Source organism: Rhizobium sp. CCGE531, assembly GCF_003627795.1.
Lineage (GTDB): Bacteria > Pseudomonadota > Alphaproteobacteria > Rhizobiales > Rhizobiaceae > Rhizobium.
Genome location: NZ_CP032688.1, coordinates 175,185 through 198,606 on the forward strand (window position 1 = coordinate 175,185; position 23,422 = coordinate 198,606).

Here is a 23,422-nt window from a genome sequence, read left to right on the forward strand (position 1 = left end):
TCACAAACTCAGTCGCTGATGCGACTGCTCACGATGATGGAAGGGGGGCTTACCAGCAACGGAAGCAGTGGTTCGAGAACACGCTTGACGTTCGCAGATTCTCCGTGACGCGCGGCTGCCTCCTCGTTTGCCCAACCATCGAGAATGAAGAACGTATTGGGCTCGTCGGAGCGCTGGTAGAGATTGTAGTAAAGGCAGCCCTCTTCCTCGCGGGCAGGGCCGACAAACTCCTGGAGCAGTGTGTTGACACGGTCCCGGTTACGCGTCGATGTTTTAAACTCGACAATAAGATGCTGTTCGTCGGACTTGCGCGATGGCATGTGGGAAGCTCCTAGTTGAAGACGATGACGGGCTTGATCACGCGGCCAGCTTCGGCATCGGCGATGGCCTCGTTGATTTTCTCGAACGGATACTTTGTGATCAGCTCCTGGAACGGGAATAAGCCGGCCTGGTTCAGCTCGACCAGTTGGGGAATGAAGAGCTGCGGGATCTGGTCTCCGAGGATGGCACCCTGAATTTTCCGGTTGAAGACCATGAGGTCCAGCGGAATTGGAATGTCCTTGCCGAGCGCGTCGAGCCCGAGGAGGACGATATGGCCCCCTGCCCGCGTGCATTTGATCGTGTTCAGGATGACGGGAATGATACCCACGGCGTCGATCGCAAAATCGGCACCGCCACCCGTCAAGGCGTGGATCTGCTCCACGACGTCTGGGTCCCTGCCGTTGATTGCGTGGGTCGCGCCCAACGTCTTGGCCATGGCCAAACGCTGCTCATTCAGGTCAACGATGATGATCTTGCTACACCGCCGCACCTTGGCGGCCATCACCGCAGCCATGCCGACTGCTCCCGCGCCGAACACGGCAATGGTTTGTCCGATCTCCGGCTTCATGGCGTTGATGACGGTACCTGCTCCCGTTGCCATGCCGCAACCGAGCGGGGCCGCATTCATCAGGTCGAAATCCTTGGGAAGCTGCGCAGCGTTGTTTTCAGTCGCCAGAATGTGCGTAGCGAAGGATGACTGACCAACGAAGTTGCTGCCGATACCGACCTCGTCGCATAGCAATGCCTTCTTTCCGTTGGGACGCAGCCCGGCGAGGTTGTACTGGGTGTAATTCTGACAGTTCATCGGGTGTGAGCGGCGGCAATCGGCGCAGAAGCCGCATGAGCTCTGGCTGAGCGCGACGTGATCACCGACCTTGAGACTCTGGACGTCGGCACCGATCGCCTCGACAATGCCGACGCCCTCGTGGCCGGGAATGACCGGAGCCGGTGGCCCGAAGATGCCGTCGCGCAGAAGGAGGTCGGTGTGGCAGATGCCCGTCGCGACAGTACGAACCAGGATCTCGTTACCTTGGGGATCGGCTAGTTCGAGTTCGCGAAACTCCAACGGGCTCTTCGGCTTGACTGCGACGGCGGCTGTGATCTTCACCATTCTCTTCTCCTTCACTCTCCCGCGACTGCGGCGGGACCTGCTTTTGCCGCCAGAACCGGGTCCATTCAGACTCGTCCGGCGCGCGCCCCGTAAACGATCGCAGCAAGTGCGATAATCCCGCCCTGGACGATGAGCTTTCCAGGCTCCTGGATGCCGAAGACTGTCAGCATGGCGAACAGGAAGCTGAACGCGACGACCGCCACGAACGGGCCTGCAACACCGCCCCTGTCCACCCCGAAGGTGACGCCTCCAAGGATTGTCGCGGCGAGCGCGTTCATGAAGGTATCGAAGCCGGGCTTGATGGTACCGACGGCGAGCGCCGAGACCTGAACCAGAGCGGCAATGCCCGTCAGCGTGCCTGCAAGCGTATGGGAAACGAAGATGGTTCGGGCCAGTGGGATGCCGGTCGTCTCTGCCGCACGTGGATTGTCTCCGACGGCGCGAAAGTAGCGGCCGACGATGAGGAAGCGGAATGCAATGGCGACTAGCGCGGAAATTCCGATCCAGACGATCACGGAATACGAAAGCCCGTGGATATTGCCGCTGGTGAGCCCGCGAAGCCAGCTCGGCGTCGATCCGGGCGCGCGACCGGCGCTCATGTACTGCACGATGCCAATTAGGATCGCGGAGACACTCAGTGTCGAGATGACCGCGGACGCCCGGATGTAAGCGACGAGAATGCCATTGATCAGGCCGACCGCGATGCCAACGGCGATCGGCATCAGGACCGTTACATATGGAGGATAGTTGTTCAAGAAGCCCGAGCTCGCCAGGTAAATCGCGAAGGCGAACACGCCGCTGACCGACAGATCGATCGAGCGCACGCGCATGACGAGGGACTGCGCCAGTACAGCGATTCCGAGCGGGGCGGACTGCTTGAGGATCACAAACCAGTAGTTGGGGTTGATCAGAGTCGCGCTGACCGCCGGGGCGAGCGCGATCAGGATCGCGAGGACGTAGTAGGCCGGCGGCAAACCGAGTATCCACGAAACGACACGCTTCGCATAAAAGGGGCGCGGCAGCGTCTCGGTTTTCGCTTTTGTGCCTGTCATCGAGAAGTCCATCTTCTTAAAGTCCGATTGTTTTACGACGCTGGGAGACGACGAGCAGGAGCAGCAGCAGGCCTTTCACGACCGACTGTAGGTAAGCCGACACGTTGGCGAGGTTCATCACGTTGTTGACGATTCCGAGAATGGCCGCTCCCACGACGGTGCCAAGGATACTGCCAATGCCGCCCGCAAGATGGACGCCCCCGAGCGCCGCCGCAGTGACGGACTCGATGCCGAAGGTCGTACCACCCTTGGGATCGCCCGAGGCAAGACGGCCCGCGAGGAACATTCCGGCTGCGCACGCGAACAACGCCGACAGGACGTAGGCCTTGATGACCGTGCGTTCGACGGGAACACCGTTCATGCGCGCGTTAAAATCGTTGCCGCCCGAGGCAAATAGATAGAGACCGAACGGTCTGCGATAGAGGATCCAGGCCGCAGCGCAGGATGCTAAAATCAGCCAGAAAAGTGAGTTGGGTATCGGGCCGATCGAACCGGCGACCGATGCTGACAACCATTCGGGAACGCGTCCGCCGGGAATTGGAAGGATGATGAGCGCAAGGCCTTGCGCGATACCCATCGTCGCCAGCGTCATGATGATCGGGTGGACGTTCAGCCGTGCCACGCCGTAGCCATTTGCTATGCCGAACGCCATCGCCACCGCAATACAGAGCAGGACCCGAACGGATTCGGGAAGATCGAGAGTCATGATCGTGGTCGTGATGCTGATAATCGATCCGACCGAAACGTCGAGGCCGCCGGTTAGGATGACGAACGTCTGCCCCAACGCGGAGATAACAAGAACGGTGGACTGGGCGAGCAGGTTCGAGAGATTCTCCGGAGCGAGGAAACCCGGGAGGAAGATCACCGACGCGATCAGCATGATAACCAGTGTACCAATCGAAAGACGGATCGCTCCGGCCCGGTACGGGATCCTGAAAAAGGCCGTGACGGTATTCATGGGTTCCTCCTCAATGAACGGCCGCGCGCGACTCGTGCGCGGAGTTGGAAACGAGTGCGGTTCGGAGGATGCTCTCTTCGGTCGCGTCCGCGGCAGGCATCTGACCGACGACCTTCCGGTCGTGAACTACGAGGATTTTGTCGCAGAGACCGATCAGCTCTGCGTGTTCGCGGGAGGAGACGATCACGGCACCGCCGCGGTCGCAGAAATCGCGGAGCAGCCGGTAAATTTCGGCCTTCGCCCCGACATCGACACCCCGTGTCGGCTCTTCGATAACCAGTATGTCGACGCCGGAAAGCAACCAGCGCCCCAGTAGGACTTTCTGCTGATTGCCACCGGAGAGCTTCCCGACTGGAACACTTGGATCGGCCGCGGCCACGCGCAAAGCCTTGATAACTTCCCGAACCTTGGAGACGGACCGCCAGGCGACACTGGCCATGTTGCGGTTGAGCTGTTTTCCGAGAGCGATATTATCGTAGATGGGTAGGCGCAGGAACAGGCCCTCCTGCTTCCTGTCTTCGGGGATAAAGCCTATCCCCGATGCGATGGCGTTCGAGAAACCCGACGACACATTCACGCCCTTCATGCTGTTGTTTGCTTGCCGGCGGCGGACTGTAACGGCCCTTGCGGTTTCGACGCCGACGACCGCACGCATGATCTCTCGCTGTCCCTGCCCTTCGAGTCCGGCCAGCCCGATGATTTCGCCTTTCCGGACAGCAAAGCCCACAGTCGAACCGTCATCCTGAAGCCGGAGTTCAGAAACCTCGAGCATGGGCTCGCCTGTCTCGCGCGATCGGGCTGGAAAAAAGTTCTGGAGTTCACGCCCCACCATGGTCGCGACGAGAGAATGAAGATTGAAATCTTGCGCCTTTGCGGTCTTCACCCACGCGCCGTCCTTCATGACGGTGATGGTATCGCAGAGTTCGAAAACCTCGTTCATGCGATGCGAAATATAGACGACCGCCTTCCCCTTCGCTTTCAGGTCACGAATGACCTTGAAGAGATGGTCGACGTCCGTGGAGTTCAAAGCGGCGGTCGGTTCGTCAAAAATGAAGACATCGGCGTTCGACGTTAGGCCCTTTGCGATTTCCACGGCCTGCTGTTGCGCCACCGTCAGTGTCTCCACGATTGCCGTCGCGTCCAGTTGTGGAAAAACATCCGCCAGCAGTTTGCGAGACCTCTCCACGACCTCGGCTCCATCGATCGAACCGTCGGCGCGCCGTGGTTCGTGCCCTAGAAACATGTTCTCGGCGACCGTGAGATTAGGGATCAGCGTGAACTCCTGAAACACGGTCGATACTCCCGCAAGGCGCGCTTCCTTGGGAGAACGGAAGGCTGCCTCCTGTCCATGGAGTCGTACGCTTCCGGCGGTCGGCTGGTAGACGCCCGCCAGAATTCGCATGAGCGTGGACTTTCCTGCGCCGTTCTCACCCATGAGTGCGTGGATTGAGCCTCGTTCAAGTGAAAACCGGACGTTCGAAAGGACCTGGGTCGCACCGAACGATTTGTCGATGCCGACCATCTCGACAAGCATGGTCATGAGTACTTCCATTCTTTGAGAGTGATGCGGGCGCGGTTCGTCCGCGCCCGCGTAGCGTCAGGCCTTGAAGTACTCGAGGAGCTTCTCATTCGGCATTTCTGTTGGGGCCCAGTAAGCGTCCGTGAGGTCGGGGCGGTAAAACTGCGCAAGATTGCCATCGACGATTGGCTTGGGCCGGTTGGTCCAGTTGCGCTGGATCGGCTTGCCTTCGAGAAGCGCGAAGGCCGCACGCAGGGCTGCCGTCGAAAGAGCCGGAGGGCAAATGGGCCCAATCGAAGAGAGCTTTTCGTCATTCCAACGACGCATCCAACCGTTCAGGGCTTCTCCCGTGATCGGTGGAATGGTGGAAGCCCCGGCTTCCTGCAGCGCGTCCAGGACCCCGAGCGACATGTTCGCGCCATCAGTCCAGACCCCGGCGACATCGGGATCAGAGAGATAGAGGCTTTCGGCTATCTTCTTTGAGTCCTCGTAGGACCAGCTGCCGTGCTGGGTTGAGGTGATTTGGAGACCGGACTTGCTGAAGACTTCCATCGCCCCGGCGTAACGATCAGCATCGATCGGATGTCCGGCGACGCCGCGCAGCACCCACACTTTTCCCTTGTTGCCGAGCTTATCGACGAGGAACTGCGCCATCACCCGGCCGAAGTAGAAGTCGTCGCCCTGGACCTGCACCGTGAATTCGTCAGTGTCGACGCGACCGAGATAGACGACCGTCGGAATGCCAGCGGCCTTCGCCTTCCTGATGCCTTCGACGGCCGAGCCTGTCGTAAGCGGCGCAATGATGATTGCATCGACTTTTTGTGCGATCAGATCTTCGATGTCGGCGACCTGTTTGGAGGCGTTGAGGTCGGCGCTCCGGAATTGATAGTCGGCGACACGGGCCTTGTTCCTGCTGATCTCGTATTCGGCCTCGAATGCGGTTTGATAGGTGTGCGTTGAACCGGCCAGGCCATAGTGGCTGTGACCGATCTTCCAGCGGCCTGCCTTGGCAAACTTACCAGCGTCGACGACGGGGTTCTCCCCTTCGGACGGCCAGGTGTCGGGTAGCAGGGCGATCGCATCCTCTGCCCGCAGGATGCCCGGTAATCCGAACGCGCCAGCTGCAATCAAGGCACTGCCCGTCTGTAGGAATGTACGTCTTTTCATCGAAATTCTCCTCCTCTTGCCACCCAGCGCGGCCGATTATTGTCTGCGTTGTCGGGAGCCCCAGTTCTCCAGCCGTCGCCGGACTCTCCCCAGAACGGCAGACAGAATGATTATAAATCAGCAGACAATCTGTCAATAGATTCGGCAAATATGTCGAATTTCCTGGAGTAATTCAATGTAAGGTACTGTTATAATCAGCTTTTCTCGAAATTTTTCGAACGCTACGACAATAGGACAAACCGGCGTCGAGAGGTTCTGTTCCGTCTCCACTGGTTAACACCTTTCAAGACCAGGCAACCCCGACAAGTGCAATCGCGCATCCGTCAGTCTTGCGCTCGGTGAGCGCAGAGCCGAACGAGTCTGATTTGACAACGCAGGCACCAGACGGAGCGCGTACCGTGGACGCGAGCGCCCATCTCGCACGTCATCTTATTTTCGAAGCGCTGCCCCGATTACTCAGCACAAAGCGAAGTCGTCGTGGCGCGCGGAAGGTAGCCAAGACAATCTGGCGCGTCGTCGCGCTTTTGGATAAAATGCTAGATGATGAGTTAAAAACAGGTCCGCAAATCCTTTATCGCCTCGATCGCAACCTTTTCTTTGGACAAGATGCTGCCCGCTGTGCATAAGCCCAGCGGCTTGGTTTGCGTCCTAGTTGAAATCGGTAATGACGACGTACCCGCTCGTCTTGAAGGCATCCATATCATGCAGGACCGACTCGACGTCATTTAGCGATACGGTGCGGCTAACCAGCGCCGTTGGGTTAAGCCTCTTAGACGCCACAAGTCCAAGGAGGTCTTCGTATTCACTTTGGGGATTCCCCAGGCTTCCACGGATCTCCAATTCCCTGAGCACGATCATGTCCATCGGAATGGCCACGACTCCCTTTTCAGCCTGCGACGTCAGTCCCACCTGGGAAAGACGCCCACCCTTCCTAAGCGCGTGAAGTGCGCCGTGGACGGTAGCCACGCTACCCAAGGCATCGACAGCCAGATCAACACCGGCGTCTCGTTCAGTGATTCTACGCACTGTCTCGCCGACTTTCTCTGGAGCCAGTCCATGGGCGTTGACGACCCGATGAGCTCCAATCTCGCGCGCGCGTGCGAGTTTCGCGTCATCGACATCGACGGCAATGACGCGCCCGCCGAGCGAAGCCGCTATTTCGATCGCCGCCTGCCCAACTCCGCCACAGCCAAACACGGCTACCGATTCGCCACCTCTGAGCGCACCACGCCCTTGAATAGCCCTCCACGCCGTCATGTACCGGCAACCAAGTGCCGCAGCGGTAAGTTCATCGACCCCTTCGGGAAGTGGGATGCAGTTGAGGTTCGCATTCGGCGCTCTCATATACTGCGCCCATCCGCCCGATCCAGGAATGAGATGCGGCACCGCCGCGTTGTCGCAAATGTTCTGTTCGCCACGAGCGCAATGGTGGCAATGACCACAAGCGAGGTTGAAAGGTACGGTCACACGCTGCCCGCGGCGGACTGAGGTTACGTTAGCACCCACAGCCTCGACAATGCCTCCGATCTCGTGACCAAGAACAGCGCCGGGCTGAAGTTTCATACCGACCCATTCCCAATCTCCGTTCCAAAGGTGCCAGTCGCTTCTGCAAATTCCGGACGCGACAACTCTAATAAGCGCGTCGTCCGGCCCGGGCTCCGGTACACGGATGTCGGCGACTGATATCCGTCCTCTGACACCCTCGATCTGAGCTGCTTTCATCGACTGGCTGGACCAGGCCTTAGGCGCTTCGAACATCCTCACACTCCTCCTGACAACGCTCGCACCGTACAATACCGGCGCCACATTGCTATTTTTTAGCAGTCAATCTGTCAAGAAAAACTCCTAGCCCGGCAATCTGCCTCGCAAAGGATATGGCAACAGAAAGCTTGTCACCAGCTTAAGCTATTGATCTAAAATAAAATTTTTGATCTTGCAAGTTCGCGCCCGTGCGAAGCGCCTTCAACGAGTGTCTCTTACATCGAAATTATTTGACTGATTGTCTGCTTACGCATACGGTCTGCGCCATATTCTGCGTCTGCAGATTGGAGGAGCTATTTTTATGAAGGAAGCATATGCTGCCATTTCGCGCGAGAAGGCACAGCCTCTCGTTTTGGAGTGCATCGGCATCGATGAACCCCGCCCCGACGAAATCCTTGTTCGGATCGTGGCAAGTGGTGTCTGCCACACGGACATGGTCGTCCGCGACCAAGGTTACGACGTACCTCAGCCTGTGGTTCTCGGTCACGAAGGCTCGGGCGTCGTGGAACTCGTGGGAAGCGATGTCAAAGGACTCGCGCCCGGAGACCATGTAGCCCTGAGCTACGCATATTGCGGCAAATGTGAGAAGTGCCTGGGCGGTACCCCCTTTTATTGCGAGGATTTCTTCGGTAGAAATTTTCGCGGTACTCGGCCCGATGGCACCTGCCCGATACATGATTCTCACGGAACTCCGATCAGTGGGTGCTTCTTCGAGCAGTCTTCTTTCGCGACCTATGCCATCGCCAGCGAGCGCAATGCGGTCAAGGTCTCCAAAGATGTTCCCCTAGAATTGATCGGTCCCTTAGGTTGCGGGCTGCAAACAGGCGCTGGTGCGGTTCTCAACTGCCTGAAGCCTAAACCGGGATCTTCCATAGCAGTGTTTGGTGCGGGCGCTGTCGGCATGGCAGCCGTTATGGCGGCGAAGATCGCTGGATGCTCAACCATCATCGTGATCGATCTTAACGACGAACGCCTCGAGCTGGCGATGGAACTTGGTGCAAGCCACACTATTAACGCCCTCCAGTTGGACAGCGTCAGGGCGATCAAGGAGATTGTGCCTCAAGGCGTGGAGTTCAGTCTCGAATGCACGAGCTCGCCGAAGGTCTTTCGCCAGGCGGTGGATTGCCTCGGGACACCAGGAACCTGTGGACTGGTCGGATCCTCCGCGCTTGGGACCGAAGGCATCGTCGATATTGGCAACTTTCTGTTCGGGCGTACGCTTGTCGGCGTGGTCGAGGGCCAGAGCGTTCCTTCAAAATTCGTGCCGGAACTCATTGAATACTGGCAACAGGGACGGTTCCCGTTCGACAAACTCGTCCAGTTCTACGACCTCGACCAGATCAACGAGGCAATGGCCGATTCCGAGAGTGGCAAGGTCATCAAGCCAATTTTGCGCATGAAGCACTGACCTCCCAAACAGACATTGTCCAATAGCTCAGGGACCGCCCGAGGCGCGTGAGGCGGACGTCGATTTGAATTCGGAGGAGATATGCAAAGAGCGCAAAGTGGTGGTGAGACGTTTGACTACGTCGTCGTAGGCGGCGGAACGTCGGGTTGTGTAATTACCAACCGGTTGAGCGAGGCGGGTTTCAAGGTCTGCCTCGTTGAAGCGGGTCCGAGGGACGTCAATCCAATGATCCACATTCCGGCTGGCTACATCAAGAACATATATAGCAAGAAGCTGACCTGGAATTTCATGTCCGAGCCCAATCCAGGCACGAACAACCGGAGCTTTTCCTTGCCGCAGGGACGCGTGCTCGGTGGATCTAGCTCGATCAACGGCCTCAACTACGTTCGAGGCCAAGCCGTTGATTACGACAATTGGGCAGCCGAGGGCAATCCAGGCTGGAGCTATCGGGAGATCCTTCCTTATTTCAAACGGTCCGAACGACGTATCGGCGATGCCGACGAGACGTATCGCGGCCGGGATGGAGAGCTTCCAATTACAAACCTCGATTGGCATCATCCCGTCAGTGACGCGCTTATTGATGCGGCCGTCGAACTTGGGATTCCGCGCAATCTCGACTATAACGGAGCCAAGCAGGACGGCGCGGGGTATTTCCAGCGAACCATCTACAAGGGGCTACGACACAGTTCGGCTCGGGCCTTCTTGAGGAAGGCCATCAAACGCACGAACGTCGATGTCAAGACCAACAGTCAGGCTACATCGATCATCTTCGAGGGCGCGAAAGCCGTTGGCGTATCCTACATCGCCGGCGGTCAAGGCGGCGATCAGCGGCAAGTACGTGCCTCACGCGAGGTCATTCTCACTGCGGGCGCATTGAACACCCCCAAGCTTCTTCAGCTGTCGGGTATCGGCCCTCTCGACGTGCTGCAGCGCGCGGGGATCCCGGTTTTCCGTGAAATGGATGGCGTGGGGAGCAACCTCAGGGACCATTATGCAGTTCGCATGGTCGCGCGAATAAAGGGTATCAAGACGATCAACGACGTCGCACAAGGTCCTGCACTGCTCGGCCAGGTCGCACGTTGGGCGCTTGGCTTGCCGAGCATCCTGGCCGTCAGTCCGTCGCTGGTCCACATCTTCTGGAAGTCCGAAGCGCACCTTTCTCGTCCGGATCTGGAATTCGCATGTGCTCCCGCCAGTTTTCGCGAGGGCGTGGTCGGCCTGCTCGACAAGCATCCGGGTCTCACACTTGGCATCTGGCAAGAACGTCCCGAAAGCCTTGGGTCATGCCACATCAAGTCTTCGAACGTTTTGGAGGCTCCCGTGATCCAACCCAACTACCTGACGCACGAGACGGATCAGAAGGCATTGATCGGCGGGATGCGACTTGCAAGGCGCCTTTTTCGATCGAAGGCACTGGGGAAATATCTGGACGCCGAGACATCCCCAACGCCAAACCTCCAGAGCGATGAGGAATTGCTCAATTTTGCAAGGCAAAAAGGCACGACCGTCTACCACATGATGGGAACGGCCCGCATGGGGCCGCGATCCTCCCCGGGAACAGTCGTTGACGCAGAACTTCGTGTCCACGGATTTGAGGGACTTCGGGTATGCGACGCTTCAATCATGCCGTCGATGCCGTCCGCCAACACGAACGCCTCGACACTCATGATAGCCGAGAAGGCGGCCGATCTTATCCTTGGCAGACAGGTCGCCGCCGTGGAAATGGCCGGAGGGCACGCGGCGTGACGATCTTGGCGAAAAGAGCCTTGGCACCACAGATGCGCGCCGGCGAGGTTGTGGACGAGGCCACGGCTTTCTACGCTATCGCCGCACAGGCATGTTTCGACAATTTCCACGGTGCGGCCAACCGCATGGCAGGGTTGCTCGTCCTGCTTGCGATAACGAAATCACGCCATGTTCTCGACCTCGATGTCCAAAGAGCGGCCGCGGCAATGGTGACAGCGGGGACCGAGCAACTTCGCGCGCTCGTACCGACAAGGCGTTCCAAGCACTTTCACAGACACCTCGACAACGCCGGACGAATGCTGATCGCCACTCTTGACGAGATCAACCGAACTCTCTCGTCGTCGGCCGCGGCGCGCGATCCGTTAAGCCCGCTAAGGATCGCCTGGGATGAAATAAGGAACGCATCAAAATGCCTGCCGGGATTTGAGGTCGTGGACTTTGGCCACTCGTGTTGCGCGCTTCACCAGATCGCCGCTAACTGAACCGGGACAGGGAGGATAACTTGTCTGATTATTCGATATGGATGCTGGAATTCGCGTGGGTGCCTGATGCCCCAACCAGCTCGCTCGTCTATGGCCGCCACAATATGGGCAACGAAAAGCTCCCATATTGTTACACCCTGCTTAAAGGGCATGGACGGACGATCCTTCTCGACTGCGGCGTCAACTACGCGTCTCACGGCAAGGAATTTATGGACCGCTTCAACGTTCAAAATTGGTTCCCCCCGAAGGAGGTCCTGGCGGAAGTCGGCTGCTCGCCCGACGACATCGACGACGTTATCTTGACCCACGCCCACTTCGACCACATGGGCGGCCTCGAGCTGTTCCCCAACGCTACATTTCATATACAAAAGGACGAACTGGCAGCCTGGGTATCCATCATGGCGTTAGACCGCCGTTTCCGCTGGCTATTGACCGCGACCGACACTGGAGACATGCTCTATGCGGTCCAACTCGCCCGCGAGGGACGCATGCGCGGCATAGACGGCAACGTCGACAACCTGTTTCCTGGTATCGACCTCAGGATCGCGCGTGACACGCATACGGCAGCCTCGCAATACGTCATTATCCGCAACGATGGCAAAGCTGAAAGCGAGGACGTCTACACTTACACCGGCGACCTGCTCTACCGCCACGACAACATGCACGGCGGAAATCCTGCAGATCCAGTCTATCTACCTGTAGGCCTGGCGTTTGGCAGCCAGACCAACCTGGTATTTGCGACACACGAAATCCTTCAATCGACGGGCTTTGATATAAGCCGGATCCTGACACCCCACGAGCCCGCAATGACGAAATTGTACCCAAGCAGGACGACGAAGAACGGGCACTATCTCATCGAAGTCGCGCTCGCCGACGGTCAGCAGTCATACGTATAGGCCTCCCAAGCCGAAGCCTGGCGGGGCCGTGCCAGTCGCGCGGTCTCGCCCGGACATGCGCGTGTGATGTGGCGATTTAACCTTGGCACATGGAACTGCGAATATCGAAAACGCGCGTTTTCCGCGTCGGAATTCTCTTGTCGCCAAGGCGCAGTTGTCACCAAGCTGGGCGGGGCATATAGGGAAGCCCGGATATATTGTCGTCGCGGCTGTGGTCACGCCATGACTTGTTAAAACAAGCTGGAAATAACTGGGTCGGTCATCGACATAACTTTGTCTCCGACCCAGTACCAAGAGCCAGGGCCGTTCACAGCGACGAACCAAGAAGCCGTTGCGGGGGGTCTCAGTCTACACGAATGGACCTTCCGTGGCTTGGAAGCGAAACAAAAACTCCCAATCCTTCGAAAGGCGTCCCTCACGCTCACGTCTAATCTATCTGATCATACGAAGGGCTGCCACGTCGCACATTCGGACGTTCTTGTGCAGTTCTGCCCTCGACACTTGCATGGGCGGCATGATCGGCCCAGTCCTGATCGCGGTGCATCGCCTCGCGATCAAGGCTGCTGGCGAATGCTTGAACCGGGCCTTTTCCTTTTTCAGCGACGTTTGTCATCCGCCCTCCACGAACAGGTTGAAATATCTTCCAGTGGTCTCACACCTGCCAGCCGACAATCACGATCGAATACCGCCTATGCAGACGTATTTCATCGAAAGGAAGTCATCCATGCCGTATTTTGAGCCCTCGCGGCCGAACCCCGACTGCTTGACGCCGCCGAACGGTGCGACCTCCGTCGAGATCAGGCCTGTGTTGACGCCGACCATCCCGTACTCCAGGGCCTCCGTAACCTTCCAGACGTTTCGAAGGTCGTTGGCGTAGAAGTAGGCAGCGAGACCGAACTCGGTGTCGTTGGCCAGTTCAATGACCTCGTCCGTCGTTTCGAACCTGAAGACCGGGGCGAGCGGCGCAAAGGTCTCCTCTCGTGCGACCTTCATTTCCTTTGTGGCTTCCGAGAGAAGCGTCGGCTGGACGAAGGTGCCACCACGCTCGTCCCTTGCGCCGCCGACAACGACCTTCGCACCCTTACCGACCGCGTCGTCGATGTGGCTATAGAGCTTCGCCACTGCATCCTCGTTGATCAGGGGACCGATGGTGGCTCCATCCTCGAAACCGTCAAGAACCTTGAGGGCGGAAACCCGCGCCGCCAGTTTTTCTATGAAGCGGTCGTAGACCCCGCTCTGGACGTAGAGACGGTTGGCGCAAACGCAGGTCTGGCCGGCATTGCGGAACTTGGACAGCATCGCTCCTTCCACGGCCTCGTCGAGGTCGGCATCGTCGAAGACGATGAAGGGAGCGTTGCCGCCGAGTTCGAGGCTGAGCTTCATGATCTTTTGTGCGCCCTGCGCCATCAGGATGCGGCCGACCTCGGTAGATCCTGTGAAGGTCAACTTCTTGACGACGGGGTTCGAGCAGACTTCTTCACCGAACATCCGGGCGTTGTCTGTCGGCAGGACGCTGAACAGGCCGCCGGGTATTCCGGCGCGCTCAGCGAGGATTGCAAGAGCAAGGGCCGACAAGGGGGTTTCGGCGGCCGGCTTGAAGATGATGGCGCAGCCGGATGCCAGCGCCGGGGCGATCTTGCGGCAGACCATGGCGGAAGGAAAGTTCCAGGGCGCGATGGCCGCCACCACGCCGACGGGCTGTTTGATGACAATCAGGCGCTTGTCGGCCTGATGCCCCGGAATGGTATCGCCGTAAACGCGCTTGGCTTCTTCCCCGAACCATTCGATGTAGGAAGCGCCGTAGGCGATCTCGCCGCGTGCCTCGGCCAGAGGCTTGCCCATCTCGGACGTCAGGATGATCGCTAGGTCCTCGGTGTTGGCCGTGACGAGTTCGAAGAACTTCCGCATGACGCCGGCACGTTCCTTGCCCGATCGTGCGGCCCACTTTTTCTGGGCGAGTTTGGCGACGTCGATGGCTTCGCGGACGTCCTGGAGTCCTGCGCTCGGGAGGCTCGCGATCACGTCCCCGGTCGAGGGATTGTGGACGTGGATCGTCTTGCCGCTCGCGCCCTCTTTTCGCCAGTCGCCTCCTACCAGCATTTCCTCGCGTACCAGGGAGGGGTCTTTCAGGCGATCAAGTAGAGCGGTGGAGATAGCCATTGGTATTCCTTTCGATGCAACGTTCAAATCTGATTACGGATGTGTGGTGAGCGGGCGTAGATCGCGACCATGGGGACGATCAGCAGCCCTACGACGGCCTGTTGTGCCGGGAAATTGAGCCCCAGGCCGACGAGAAGCGAGGTCAGGACAGTAAGCACCAGGACGCCGAGAACTGTCGCCCCGTACCCGCCGGCACCGCCCAGAAGAGATGTTCCGCCGATAACGACCGCCGCCACGGTGGTGAACAGGTAGGGATCACCGACACCGACGAAACCGCCGCCGGAAAAACCAAGAAGGAGCATTCCGGTCGTTGCCGACATCGCCCCGCTGACGCTGTGGATCACCGTCCAGATCTTGAATTCCGAGATTCCGAGGCGGGCGGCGGCCGTGCGGCTCCCGCCAACAGCATAGAGGCTGCGGCCAAACCAGGTGTTGTGCATTATCCAGCCCAGAGCGACGGCGATGAAAGCCCATATGACGATAACCGGTGGAAACGGCAGACCGAAGAACTTGCCGTTGAACGCCGAAAGGTTGCGAAGCCATCCGGGGACGGGCGCAAAGACGGTGCCGCCGAACTGCGATCCGAGCGAGGTGTAGATCTGGACCGCCCCGACGGCGGCAAAACCAAGACCGAGCGACATGATCAGCGCCTGACCCTGCAGCCGGAAGCTGAGGGCGCCGTTGCAAGCCCCGACCAAAATGCCAAGGAGAAGCACGACGATCATGGCGACGGGGGCGGGAAGACCCGCCACCATGAGGCTTGGAAGCAGGATATTGGCGCCACCGATGATGTATGGGATGGAAAGATCCAGCGCTCCAACGAGCGCGCAGAGCGTCTGCCCGACAGACGCCAGCCCAAGGAAGGCGGCGAGAAGGAGGATCGATCGCGCGTTCTGCGGCGACACGAAGCCCGGCACGAGCAGGGCTCCAAGAATGAGCAGACACGCAAGGAGACAGAAGCCGATCGAAATACTCTTGTGCTTGCGCAAAGGGCTGGCGCCACGGGTCGCGCCGATTTCTGTGTTCAAGACAGTGGAGATCATTTCCTTACTCCTCACGCGACAGTGCGGCGGCTGATGACGAAGACGTTCACGAGAAGTGACCCAACGAGGATCAGGCCAAAGGCCATTTGCGTGACGAAGCCGGAAACCGTACCGAAGTTGAAAGTGGACAGAAGATACGAGATGAGGAACATGTTGATCGCGCCGAGCGTCGAGCCGAGCGCACCGCCGCGGCCCCCGGAGAGACTGGCGCCGCCAAGGACCAGCGCCGTCACCGCTTGCAGCGTGTAGGTGCTGCCCTGGGTCGGGTCGCCGGACGAGATCAGCGCGGTGTAGCTCAATGCGGCCAGCCCGGCAAAAACGCCGCCGACCATATGGGCGATGATGCGCACGACGTCGACCTGCACACCGCTGGTATAGGCCATCCGCTCGTCAGCGCCTGTCATCCGCAGGTTGCGGTAAAACATCGTGCCCCTCAGGACGCCCCAGATTGCGAAAGCGCCGAGCAGAAGCAACAGGACAGGCGAAAATACGCTCGTTCCCGCGCCCCAGCTTAGCATCCAGTCTGGAGCGACACCGCCGGGACGCGACATGACCATCAGGTTGACGCCCGACAGAACGAGGAAACCGGAGAGCGTGACGATGATGGGCGCGACGCGCACATAGATGATCACAAGCGCTTGCACCAGCTGGAACGCCGCTCCCAATCCCACCGCCCAGGCAATGATGGCCACGGGGTGCGTGATGCCGTTGCCGACCAGCCACGTAATGAGCGTGACGTTGACGAAGCCCATGAGCGGGCCCACGGAAAGGTCCACCGCTCCGCGGCCCGCCATGACGATGGGTGTTATCGCGAGCGTGGTCAGGATCAGCGGCGTTGCAACCAGAATGGCTCCGGCCAGACCATTGTTCGTGAACAGACCCTGGCCCCGGAAGGCGACAGCGCAAAGGAGGACGAGGAAAAGTCCGGCCGGAACGAACAACGAGCGGTCCTGCGTGACTTGACGGAAAGCGGTTGCGGACATCATGCGGTCCTTTCCAGATCGAAATCAACGGAAGCGTCCCGGGCTTTCCCGAACATGGCGGCGAGGATTGGTGCCTCGGCGATTTCCTCGCCGGTTAGGGATCGAAACAACGTTCCACCGAAGAACACGTCGACGCGATCGGCAAACCCGATGAACTCCTCGATCTCACTCGACAGGTAGATGACACTGCCGCCTTTTTCAGCGAACAGACGTAGCTCCCGGTAGAGGTCGCGCTTGGTGCCGAGATCGACGCCGCGGGCGGGGTCATTCAGGAGGATGACTTGGGGATCGTTTGCGAAGGCGCGCCCGATAAGCACCTTCTGCTGGTTGCCGCCCGACAGTGAGGTGATCCTGTTCGACGGGCTGCCGATCTTGATGCGCAGACGATCCACTTCGCGCTTAAACATGGGTTTCAGCGTGGGCTTGCGGATCACGCCCAGGGGGCCGAGCTTCTTCCTGTAGACGCCGATGGCGAGGTTTTCGAAGATGCTTTGTTGCGGGAAGATACCCTCGCGCTTTCGGTCCCCGGAGACGTAGGAAACACCAAGGTTCGCAGCATCGTCGAGCGATCGCAGCGCGATCATCTTGTCCGCATCCACCGAGCGGACCTTCACCTCGCCACCGAACAGCTGGATGATGCCGGCCAAGGCGCGGATAAAAGCGTCCTGCCCCTGCCCATCGAGCCCGGCTACGCCGACGATGCTCCCCTTGGGAAGGTCGAAATCGAACATCCGCGCCGACCTGTGCGCGGCGACACCAGTCGCGGTTAGTATGAGAGGGGCCGAGAGCGCCTTCTTTCGGGAGGCGTATTCTGTCGCATCGCTGGCGCGCCGATCTGCCGGCGTCATCATGGACAGCAGGTTTTCCTCGGTAATCTCGTCCTTTCCGAGCGTACCGACAGTTATCCCATCACGCAGGATCGTCGCACGGTCGGCGATACGCACGAGTTCAGCGATCCGGTGGGTGACGATGAGGATCGTCGCGCCCTCGGCACGAAGGCGGTCGATTTCCGCGTGGAGCCGGAGGGTCGAGTCGAGGTCGAGCGCGGCCGAAGATTCGTCGAGGATCAGCACCTGCGGCCTGCGAAGGATAGCCCGTGCGATGACGATCCACTGTTTGATGCTGAGCGGGAGGCTGCCTGCCAGTTGATCGAGGTCTACGGATTTTCCGACGAGCCGCGCCAGGATTTCAGCCGCTTCGATCCGCCGATCGCCGGTCGACTGCGAACGAAAGACACCGTCGCGACCGACATAAAGGTTCTCGAACACGCTGGCCTCGTCGGCAACCAGGACTTCCTGGAAGATGGTGGTCAGGCCGACCCGCTTGGCGTCGACGGGCGAGGCAACCTTTTCACCCAGAATCGTGACCTTCCCTGCGTCCGGGTGCAAAACGCCCGACATGATCTTGGCCATCGTACTCTTGCCGCTGCCGTTCTCGCCGACGATGGCGTGTACCTCTCCGGCGCGGGCCTCGAAGTCGCACTTCTTGAGTGCCCTCGTCTCCCCGAACGCCTTGGCGACCTCTATCATTCTGACTGTTATCTCGCTGCCCATCGCAGACCTCCCACCCGCAACCTCCGCCAAGGCGGCTTTTACGATCATCCAATGGTCCGCCCGGCAGTTAAGCCACCGGGCGGATCCGGCTTACTGGGCTACCGGTTTCCAGGGATCGGCAGGACGCTCGAAGTACTGGTCGGCGATCGCACTTGGGAACCATCCGTCCGCCTTCGGTTCGACGAAATCCGTCGAGTTCACATCGCAACCCTCGGGGATCGCCGCGCGAACGTCATCGATTGTGAACGGCAGGACAGGGCGCAGGAAGGACTGTACCTTTGGCCCCTGCCCTTCGAGCGTGCGAAGCATGATCTCCCACATCTGCTGCATCTCGCGCCGCGGCGGCCAGATATGGAAGCCGGCATCGATCCATTCGGGATTCTGGCGCCAGTAACATGCCGCCGAAGCCTCGCCACCCAACGTAATCGGCACCATGTCACGGCCCGACTGGAGCATGGCGTTCAGCACGCCGTTCTCCTGCGCGCCCTGTGTCAGAATACCGTCGACCTGCGTGGGGTTCGTCGCCAGGAATTTCTGCACTTCGACCTGAGCTACCTGGTCGGTCCACTTGCCAGCCACTTCACCGACGATCTTGATGTCGGGATATTTAGCCAGCGCTTCCTTAGCGGCTTTGTCGAAGCTGTCGGACGAGGCGAAGCCGGGAATACCCGACACGAGAAGCACGTTGCCTTTCCTGCCGATCTTGTCTGCCAGCCAGGTTGCCATCTCTCCGCCGCCCTGGGCGTGGTTGGCCGCGCCGTTAATAGCGTACGGTGACGTCACGTATCCAGAGAAGGAGAAAACCGGAACACCTGCCTTATAGGCGTATTCGATGGTCTGGTTCAGAGCGGTCACGTTCGAGCAGCAGATGATAATGGCGTCCACGCCGTCGTCTACCATCTGGCGCATCTGCTGAATCTGGACGGCGTCTTTGAGGTCGGACTGGGTGACGACGACCTCGGAAACGAGGCCCGCTTCCTTCGATCGCGGCAGCAAGTCTTTCATCACGGCATCGAGAGCCGCCGCGCGCCACGTGTTGCCGGCATAGCTACTGGCGTAGCCGATCTTCCAGGGCGGTCCCTTCTTTGGTTTGAAGTCCTTATAGGCACTCGCTCCGAGCGGGACCTGCGGGTCGACAACCTCGTAGATTTTCCTCTCGTTGGCGGGGAGCTGGTCGACCCCGTCAGCCCACGTCGTGGTCGTCAGGGCGCCGACCGCGATCAGCGCCCCCATGGTTCCGGTTAAGCGGCGTCTCATTGGATGCTCCTCCCAAGAGATTGTTTCAGGCGACTTTCGCCCTGGTTGCGGATGCCTGCTGGATTTCCTCGAGGATCGGCAGCAGGTATTTTCTGAACTTGGTGTAGTCTTCAGTGACTGGGAAATGTCCGAGCTTCTCCATCGTCCAGAACTTGCTGCCCTTGACGAGATCGGCTGCGATCTTGGTGTCGGCCGGGGAGGTATTCGGATCGTATTCGCCCGTCAGGAAATACAGCATGCACTTCGACGTATCGATCTTGCTCGCCTCTTCGGGCGAGACATTGTGGTCGTAGTAGTAATAATAGAGGTCACCTGCGAAGACGCCCGGACCGCCGCAGCTATACTCCCACTGGATTTCGCGGACATTGGCTTCTGGTGAATACGGCGAGATGTTGAGCATCATTGCCGCGCCGATGGAGGTACGATTGACGTTCGGGTTGTCGAATTCCTTCCGGATGCCTGCCATGCCGACATCGACATATTCGGCAGCCGAGCGCAGTGCCCCTTCGACGGAGATGGTCGCACGGAAGTTGTCAGGGTAATTGGACGCCAGATCGATGGCGAGATGTCCTCCCATCGAGCTACCCATGTAAACGGGGCGGTCCAGACCAAGGGCTTTCGAGAGCTCCAGCTGGAAATCCATCATGAACTTCTTGGTCATATTGTATTCCTTCTCCCACCAGCGAACGCCGTGCGGGGGAAGAGACTTCCCGTGATAGGGCAGGTCGAACGCGATGACGCGGAAGTTCTTGGTCACCTCTTCGTCGCAGAGCGTGTGGCGGTACTGGCGGCCGTCCGAGCCCGCCGTGTGACCGACAAGCAAGGGAATGCCCTCTCCGGCTTCCTCATAATAGACGCGATATTCGATGCCTTCGATCGTCAGGTAGACGTAACGGCCCGTGATCGGATCATGCCTAGTCATGCTGCTACTCCTTCCGGACGGGCTTCGCGCATCAGGTTCGTCATGCGATTGAGCGCAGGGAGATACGCGAAGGTTTCGTGATTGTTGCTAAGGTACAGACCGTGTTTGATATTCGACGACTGCAAGCACTGATAAAATGGCTGCGGCTTCTTCTGGAGAAGCGCGTCCCACTGTTCGCCCGTGCCCCGGATGACGATCTTGCACTTCTCGTCGTCGTAGGCGGCTTCTTCGACCTTCACCATCTTGCCGTCTTCGAAGTGAAGTGCGACGCTGCGGGTCGGAAAATCGCATTTGATAATGCCGTTGAGATAACGGGTTTCGCGCTTGAACTCGAAGTCCTCCAGCGCCAGTTTTTTGAACTTCTCGAGATCGATGGCCATGTTCGGCTCCTCCCTAGTTAAAACGGCGCGGCCGATCCACGCCTTTCAAAATTTTCCGCCGCGCCTGCGGCGGCGGCTTCAGATGCCCATTTCGTTGAAGACCTCCTGGGCGTTTCTGAAGCTGTCGATGCCCGCCGGTACGCCGGCGTAAATCGCGACCTGCAGGAAAATCTCCTGGATTTCCTCCTTGGTGAGGCCGTTGTTGATCGCGCCGCGCACGTGGCCTTTGAGCTCATGCGGACGATTGAGAACGGAGATCATGCCAAGGTTCAGAATGGACCGCGCGCGCCTGTCGAGGCCTGGTCGGTTCCAGATGTTGTCCCAGCAATACTCGGTGACGAGCTGCTGCATAGGCCAGGTGAAGTCGGTCGCCTTACCGAGTGCTGCGTCGACATAGGCATCACCCATGACTTCACGACGCGTCGCCAGACCTTGAGCGAACTGTTCCGAAGGGACAGGCCGCTCCTTGCCGTGTGTTTTCACTGTCGCATCTTTCGTTGCGGTCATTCGACGACACTCCTAGCTTTCCGGTTTTCAGTAAAATGAACGGATTTTCAGACAATCTGTCAATTTCACCGCATTCCGCGGATTTCCGCGGCTAATTGTGATCTTCGACGTATCGGATGATGCGGGTGTGGTCCTCGGAAGGACCCAGCGCTTTCTGTGCCGCATCCCACGCGTCTGCCGTGCTGGCGAGAGCATCGAGGCGAAGACCAAGCGTCTTGGCGAGATCGGCGGCGATGCGAATATCCTTGGCCATCAGGCCAATGGCAAATCCCGACCCGAACGTCTCAGAAAGAATGAACTGCTTCATCTTCACTTCGGTGGCATTGTTCTTTCCAGACGACGAGTTGAGAATATCGACGATCGTCGCCGGCTCCAGGCCGAAGGCACGTCCCAGAAGGACACCCTCGATCGCCGCGAGCACACCTGCACCAGATACGAAGTTGTTAATCGCTTTCATCGCGTGACCCGAGCCAACTGGCCCCGTCCGGAACACCTGTTGTCCCACTGCCTTCAGCAGCGGCTCGGCCTCCTCGATATCAGCATCCTCCCCACCGGCCATGATTGTCAAGGTACCAGAAACGGCGCGCTTGACGCCTCCGGAGACCGGGGCGTCAACCAGGCGAAGGCCACGAGAAGCAAGTTCGAGACCGAGATCCCTTGTGTCATTTGGAGCAGACGAACTCATGTCTATGACGACGGCATTCTGCCTGAGGCCGCCACAGGCGTTCCCGCCCAGAAGCGCCTCGCGCACGATCTTGCCGTTCGGAAGCATGGTGATGACGAAACTGGCCCCAACCATGGCGTCAGAAATCGTTTCGGCGGCTCGCCCGCCCGCACCAGCGAGCTTTATCCTGGCCTCTTTCGACAGGTCGAAACCGACGACATCGAAGCCTGCCGAAATGAGATGTTGAGCCATAGGTTGGCCCATCGCGCCCAGCCCTATAAAGGCCACGCGGGTTGCGTTGAGTGTCGATGACATTTTTTCCTCCGGACGCGTGCGAGCAATAAACCCGCGTTCCTTCAGAGAGGATTAAAAAGATTATCAGACAATCTGTCAATCGAAATTTTAAGATTCTGGCGCTGCATTCTTCCGCAGGTATTCAAGTGCGATCTTCGCAGCCTGGTCGATATGGAATTTGCAGGCCGCCGCCGCCAACGGTCCGTTGCGATTCTGGATTGCGTTCGCAATATCCTTAATTTCAGCAATGCTGTGCGCAAGGCGTCCCGGTTGCGTCATGGTTGTCATTCGAAGGAGATTGATCCGATTGTGCAGAGCTGTCAGCATTTGCCTTACGAACACGTTCTTGCTGCCGTCCATCAAACAGTTGTAGAACGCGTTTTTCGCATCGATGAGCCGCGCACCGACGCCACTTTCGGCAGCGGCTTCGAATTCGACCACCGCGGCTTGAAGTGTCGCTATGTCGGCGGCGGTGCCATGCTCAGCGAACTGCTGGCCCGCGAATCCTTCAAGAAGAGCCCGAACAGTATAGAGTTGCTGCGCTTCCTCGTAGGTGATCGTACTGACGACCGGTCCCTTATGGGGATAGCTTGTGATGATGCCTTCAGCTTCGAGCTGTCGCATTGCCTCACGAACCGAGGTCCTGCCGACGCCCAGCATTTCGCAAAGTTCGCGCTCTACTAGTCGCTGGCCGGGCTTAAATCGCCCACTCGCTATCGCCTGGCGTAGGGTTTCCTCAACTTTTACGCGCAACGTCGCGCTCTGTCTGGTTATCTGTAGGTCTGTCTGCATAGGCCGCCAACACCTGTAATCGGCTCACGCCGCGCTAAATCATTCTCTACATATGGCGGCAATCGCTCTTAATATCAATCCGGATTGTCTGAGAGTTCCCAGTCTCAGTTGATCCCTTCGCGACAGCTTTGCCTGCTCGTGTGTGCAGTCAATTAGAAGAGACAAAAATCGGGTGCAGAGGGGAGCCGTGGCGCCACCGCATTCGCATCGGCTCATCGCGTCAGATAGCCGTAGACTTGCTGACTTTTAAGGTCGCGGATGGCGTGGCCCGGAGAGCGATCCGACACGCTCCTAAAGCTGCGGCCTTGAAATCGTCACCGCATACACTGGTGATGAAGGGCTGAAAACGGCGCATATCGCGCTCGGTGGCCGCTCGCTTCGCAATCACAAAAACTTCGAAAAAATAGCGAGGCATGGCTAAAATCGACCGTTGGGCATTACGCATT

At 58.8% G+C, this 23,422-nt stretch carries 24 protein-coding genes; 5 read left to right on the top strand and 19 right to left on the bottom strand.

The features are described from left to right. Positions 1 to 8: 8 nt before the first annotated feature. From CCGE531_RS33490 to CCGE531_RS33515, 6 genes are all read right to left on the bottom strand, one after another. Entirely contained in the window at positions 9 to 320 is a 312-nt protein-coding gene (locus tag CCGE531_RS33490; protein WP_120671146.1) for an antibiotic biosynthesis monooxygenase, read from the bottom strand. A gap of 11 nt (positions 321 to 331) precedes the next feature. Beyond that, the gene (locus CCGE531_RS33495; protein WP_120671147.1) at positions 332 to 1,432 is read right to left on the bottom strand and encodes an NAD(P)-dependent alcohol dehydrogenase; all 1,101 of its coding nucleotides are present in this window, start codon (positions 1,430 to 1,432) and stop codon (positions 332 to 334) included. A gap of 65 nt (positions 1,433 to 1,497) precedes the next feature. Next, positions 1,498 to 2,496 (bottom strand): ABC transporter permease, encoded by a 999-nt coding sequence (locus CCGE531_RS33500; protein WP_120671148.1) that lies wholly within the window; start codon positions 2,494 to 2,496, stop codon positions 1,498 to 1,500. A gap of 4 nt (positions 2,497 to 2,500) precedes the next feature. Continuing rightward, positions 2,501 to 3,442 carry an ABC transporter permease gene (locus CCGE531_RS33505; RefSeq protein WP_120671149.1) on the bottom strand — a complete coding sequence of 314 codons (942 nt, stop codon included), beginning with the start codon at positions 3,440 to 3,442 and terminating at the stop codon, positions 2,501 to 2,503. A gap of 10 nt (positions 3,443 to 3,452) precedes the next feature. Continuing rightward, the gene (locus CCGE531_RS33510; RefSeq protein WP_205587004.1) at positions 3,453 to 4,982 is read right to left on the bottom strand and encodes a sugar ABC transporter ATP-binding protein; all 1,530 of its coding nucleotides are present in this window, start codon (positions 4,980 to 4,982) and stop codon (positions 3,453 to 3,455) included. Positions 4,983 to 5,039: 57 nt separating this feature from the next. Beyond that, positions 5,040 to 6,128: a substrate-binding domain-containing protein gene (locus CCGE531_RS33515; RefSeq protein WP_120671151.1), complete on the bottom strand. Its 1,089-nt coding sequence runs from the start codon at positions 6,126 to 6,128 to the stop codon at positions 5,040 to 5,042. 398 nt (positions 6,129 to 6,526) lie between these two features. Here CCGE531_RS33515 and CCGE531_RS34625 point away from each other — a divergent pair, with 398 nt between their 5' ends. Continuing rightward, positions 6,527 to 6,754, top strand: coding sequence for a hypothetical protein (locus CCGE531_RS34625; RefSeq protein WP_162944170.1), 228 nt, complete (start codon positions 6,527 to 6,529; stop codon positions 6,752 to 6,754). A gap of 22 nt (positions 6,755 to 6,776) precedes the next feature. Here CCGE531_RS34625 and CCGE531_RS33520 read toward each other — a convergent pair whose 3' ends face one another. After that, positions 6,777 to 7,886 carry an alcohol dehydrogenase catalytic domain-containing protein gene (locus CCGE531_RS33520; protein ID WP_245459620.1) on the bottom strand — a complete coding sequence of 370 codons (1,110 nt, stop codon included), beginning with the start codon at positions 7,884 to 7,886 and terminating at the stop codon, positions 6,777 to 6,779. A gap of 304 nt (positions 7,887 to 8,190) precedes the next feature. Between CCGE531_RS33520 and CCGE531_RS33525 the strand changes: the two genes are divergently transcribed. The 4 genes from CCGE531_RS33525 (at position 8,191) to CCGE531_RS33540 (ending at position 12,421) form a co-directional block, all read left to right on the top strand. Then, on the top strand, positions 8,191 to 9,297 hold the full coding sequence (locus CCGE531_RS33525) for an NAD(P)-dependent alcohol dehydrogenase (RefSeq protein ID WP_120671152.1): 1,107 nt from the start codon (positions 8,191 to 8,193) through the stop codon (positions 9,295 to 9,297). Between the two features lie 81 nt (positions 9,298 to 9,378). Continuing rightward, on the top strand, positions 9,379 to 11,043 hold the full coding sequence (locus CCGE531_RS33530) for a GMC family oxidoreductase N-terminal domain-containing protein (protein ID WP_120671153.1): 1,665 nt from the start codon (positions 9,379 to 9,381) through the stop codon (positions 11,041 to 11,043). Beyond that, positions 11,040 to 11,525 carry a hypothetical protein gene (locus CCGE531_RS33535; RefSeq protein ID WP_120671154.1) on the top strand — a complete coding sequence of 162 codons (486 nt, stop codon included), beginning with the start codon at positions 11,040 to 11,042 and terminating at the stop codon, positions 11,523 to 11,525. The genes CCGE531_RS33530 and CCGE531_RS33535 overlap by 4 nt, the downstream gene beginning before the upstream one ends. Before the next feature lie 20 nt (positions 11,526 to 11,545). After that, on the top strand, positions 11,546 to 12,421 hold the full coding sequence (locus CCGE531_RS33540; RefSeq protein WP_245459621.1) for an N-acyl homoserine lactonase family protein: 876 nt from the start codon (positions 11,546 to 11,548) through the stop codon (positions 12,419 to 12,421). A 427-nt stretch (positions 12,422 to 12,848) separates the two neighbouring features. Here the strand turns inward: CCGE531_RS33540 and CCGE531_RS33545 are convergent, their stop codons facing one another. The 12 genes from CCGE531_RS33545 to CCGE531_RS33600 form a co-directional block, all read right to left on the bottom strand. Further along, complete coding sequence (locus CCGE531_RS33545; RefSeq protein ID WP_120671156.1) at positions 12,849 to 13,034, bottom strand: hypothetical protein; 186 nt, start codon at positions 13,032 to 13,034, stop codon at positions 12,849 to 12,851. A 59-nt stretch (positions 13,035 to 13,093) separates the two neighbouring features. Then, the gene (locus tag CCGE531_RS33550) at positions 13,094 to 14,581 is read right to left on the bottom strand and encodes an NAD-dependent succinate-semialdehyde dehydrogenase (protein ID WP_120671157.1); all 1,488 of its coding nucleotides are present in this window, start codon (positions 14,579 to 14,581) and stop codon (positions 13,094 to 13,096) included. A gap of 23 nt (positions 14,582 to 14,604) precedes the next feature. Continuing rightward, complete coding sequence (locus CCGE531_RS33555) at positions 14,605 to 15,624, bottom strand: ABC transporter permease (protein WP_120671158.1); 1,020 nt, start codon at positions 15,622 to 15,624, stop codon at positions 14,605 to 14,607. Positions 15,625 to 15,635: 11 nt separating this feature from the next. Next, positions 15,636 to 16,610, bottom strand: a complete 975-nt coding sequence (locus CCGE531_RS33560) for an ABC transporter permease (protein WP_037080236.1) — start codon at positions 16,608 to 16,610, stop codon at positions 15,636 to 15,638. Then, a complete protein-coding gene (locus tag CCGE531_RS33565; RefSeq protein ID WP_120671159.1) occupies positions 16,607 to 18,160 on the bottom strand; it encodes a sugar ABC transporter ATP-binding protein in 1,554 nt (517 codons plus the stop codon). Before CCGE531_RS33565 ends, CCGE531_RS33560 begins: the two co-directional genes overlap by 4 nt. A 90-nt stretch (positions 18,161 to 18,250) precedes the next feature. After that, positions 18,251 to 19,417: an ABC transporter substrate-binding protein gene (locus tag CCGE531_RS33570; protein WP_120671160.1), complete on the bottom strand. Its 1,167-nt coding sequence runs from the start codon at positions 19,415 to 19,417 to the stop codon at positions 18,251 to 18,253. A gap of 25 nt (positions 19,418 to 19,442) precedes the next feature. Continuing rightward, the gene (locus CCGE531_RS33575) at positions 19,443 to 20,339 is read right to left on the bottom strand and encodes an alpha/beta hydrolase (RefSeq protein WP_120671161.1); all 897 of its coding nucleotides are present in this window, start codon (positions 20,337 to 20,339) and stop codon (positions 19,443 to 19,445) included. Continuing rightward, positions 20,336 to 20,719: a hypothetical protein gene (locus CCGE531_RS33580; protein WP_040114000.1), complete on the bottom strand. Its 384-nt coding sequence runs from the start codon at positions 20,717 to 20,719 to the stop codon at positions 20,336 to 20,338. Before CCGE531_RS33580 ends, CCGE531_RS33575 begins: the two co-directional genes overlap by 4 nt. A gap of 78 nt (positions 20,720 to 20,797) precedes the next feature. Then, the gene (locus CCGE531_RS33585; protein WP_205586541.1) at positions 20,798 to 21,226 is read right to left on the bottom strand and encodes a carboxymuconolactone decarboxylase family protein; all 429 of its coding nucleotides are present in this window, start codon (positions 21,224 to 21,226) and stop codon (positions 20,798 to 20,800) included. Between the two features lie 91 nt (positions 21,227 to 21,317). Beyond that, positions 21,318 to 22,205, bottom strand: coding sequence for an NAD(P)-dependent oxidoreductase (locus tag CCGE531_RS33590; RefSeq protein WP_120671162.1), 888 nt, complete (start codon positions 22,203 to 22,205; stop codon positions 21,318 to 21,320). Positions 22,206 to 22,292: 87 nt separating this feature from the next. After that, positions 22,293 to 22,976 carry a GntR family transcriptional regulator gene (locus tag CCGE531_RS33595; protein WP_120671163.1) on the bottom strand — a complete coding sequence of 228 codons (684 nt, stop codon included), beginning with the start codon at positions 22,974 to 22,976 and terminating at the stop codon, positions 22,293 to 22,295. A gap of 220 nt (positions 22,977 to 23,196) precedes the next feature. After that, positions 23,197 to 23,421 carry a hypothetical protein gene (locus tag CCGE531_RS33600; protein ID WP_162944172.1) on the bottom strand — a complete coding sequence of 75 codons (225 nt, stop codon included), beginning with the start codon at positions 23,419 to 23,421 and terminating at the stop codon, positions 23,197 to 23,199. Position 23,422 lies beyond the last annotated feature (1 nt).

Excerpts from the sequence above, each read along its gene's own strand:
- CCGE531_RS33490 (WP_120671146.1), bottom strand. The coding sequence starts at position 320 with ATGCCATCGCGCAAGTCCGACGAACAGCATCTTATTGTCGAGTTTAAA.
- CCGE531_RS33525 (WP_120671152.1), top strand. The coding sequence starts at position 8,191 with ATGAAGGAAGCATATGCTGCCATTTCGCGCGAGAAGGCACAGCCTCTC.
- CCGE531_RS33495 (WP_120671147.1), bottom strand. The coding sequence starts at position 1,432 with ATGGTGAAGATCACAGCCGCCGTCGCAGTCAAGCCGAAGAGCCCGTTG.
- CCGE531_RS33500 (WP_120671148.1), bottom strand. The coding sequence starts at position 2,496 with ATGGACTTCTCGATGACAGGCACAAAAGCGAAAACCGAGACGCTGCCG.
- CCGE531_RS33515 (WP_120671151.1), bottom strand. The coding sequence starts at position 6,128 with ATGAAAAGACGTACATTCCTACAGACGGGCAGTGCCTTGATTGCAGCT.
- CCGE531_RS33570 (WP_120671160.1), bottom strand. The coding sequence starts at position 19,417 with ATGAGACGCCGCTTAACCGGAACCATGGGGGCGCTGATCGCGGTCGGC.
- CCGE531_RS33590 (WP_120671162.1), bottom strand. The coding sequence starts at position 22,205 with ATGTCATCGACACTCAACGCAACCCGCGTGGCCTTTATAGGGCTGGGC.
- CCGE531_RS33595 (WP_120671163.1), bottom strand. The coding sequence starts at position 22,976 with ATGCAGACAGACCTACAGATAACCAGACAGAGCGCGACGTTGCGCGTA.
- CCGE531_RS33585 (WP_205586541.1), bottom strand. The coding sequence starts at position 21,226 with ATGACCGCAACGAAAGATGCGACAGTGAAAACACACGGCAAGGAGCGG.
- CCGE531_RS33510 (WP_205587004.1), bottom strand. The coding sequence starts at position 4,982 with ATGACCATGCTTGTCGAGATGGTCGGCATCGACAAATCGTTCGGTGCG.
- CCGE531_RS33565 (WP_120671159.1), bottom strand. The coding sequence starts at position 18,160 with ATGGGCAGCGAGATAACAGTCAGAATGATAGAGGTCGCCAAGGCGTTC.
- CCGE531_RS33555 (WP_120671158.1), bottom strand. The coding sequence starts at position 15,624 with ATGATCTCCACTGTCTTGAACACAGAAATCGGCGCGACCCGTGGCGCC.
- CCGE531_RS33600 (WP_162944172.1), bottom strand. The coding sequence starts at position 23,421 with ATGCGTAATGCCCAACGGTCGATTTTAGCCATGCCTCGCTATTTTTTC.
- CCGE531_RS33520 (WP_245459620.1), bottom strand. The coding sequence starts at position 7,886 with ATGTTCGAAGCGCCTAAGGCCTGGTCCAGCCAGTCGATGAAAGCAGCT.
- CCGE531_RS33560 (WP_037080236.1), bottom strand. The coding sequence starts at position 16,610 with ATGATGTCCGCAACCGCTTTCCGTCAAGTCACGCAGGACCGCTCGTTG.
- CCGE531_RS33530 (WP_120671153.1), top strand. The coding sequence starts at position 9,379 with ATGCAAAGAGCGCAAAGTGGTGGTGAGACGTTTGACTACGTCGTCGTA.
- CCGE531_RS33575 (WP_120671161.1), bottom strand. The coding sequence starts at position 20,339 with ATGACTAGGCATGATCCGATCACGGGCCGTTACGTCTACCTGACGATC.
- CCGE531_RS33505 (WP_120671149.1), bottom strand. The coding sequence starts at position 3,442 with ATGAATACCGTCACGGCCTTTTTCAGGATCCCGTACCGGGCCGGAGCG.
- CCGE531_RS33545 (WP_120671156.1), bottom strand. The coding sequence starts at position 13,034 with ATGACAAACGTCGCTGAAAAAGGAAAAGGCCCGGTTCAAGCATTCGCC.
- CCGE531_RS33580 (WP_040114000.1), bottom strand. The coding sequence starts at position 20,719 with ATGGCCATCGATCTCGAGAAGTTCAAAAAACTGGCGCTGGAGGACTTC.
- CCGE531_RS33550 (WP_120671157.1), bottom strand. The coding sequence starts at position 14,581 with ATGGCTATCTCCACCGCTCTACTTGATCGCCTGAAAGACCCCTCCCTG.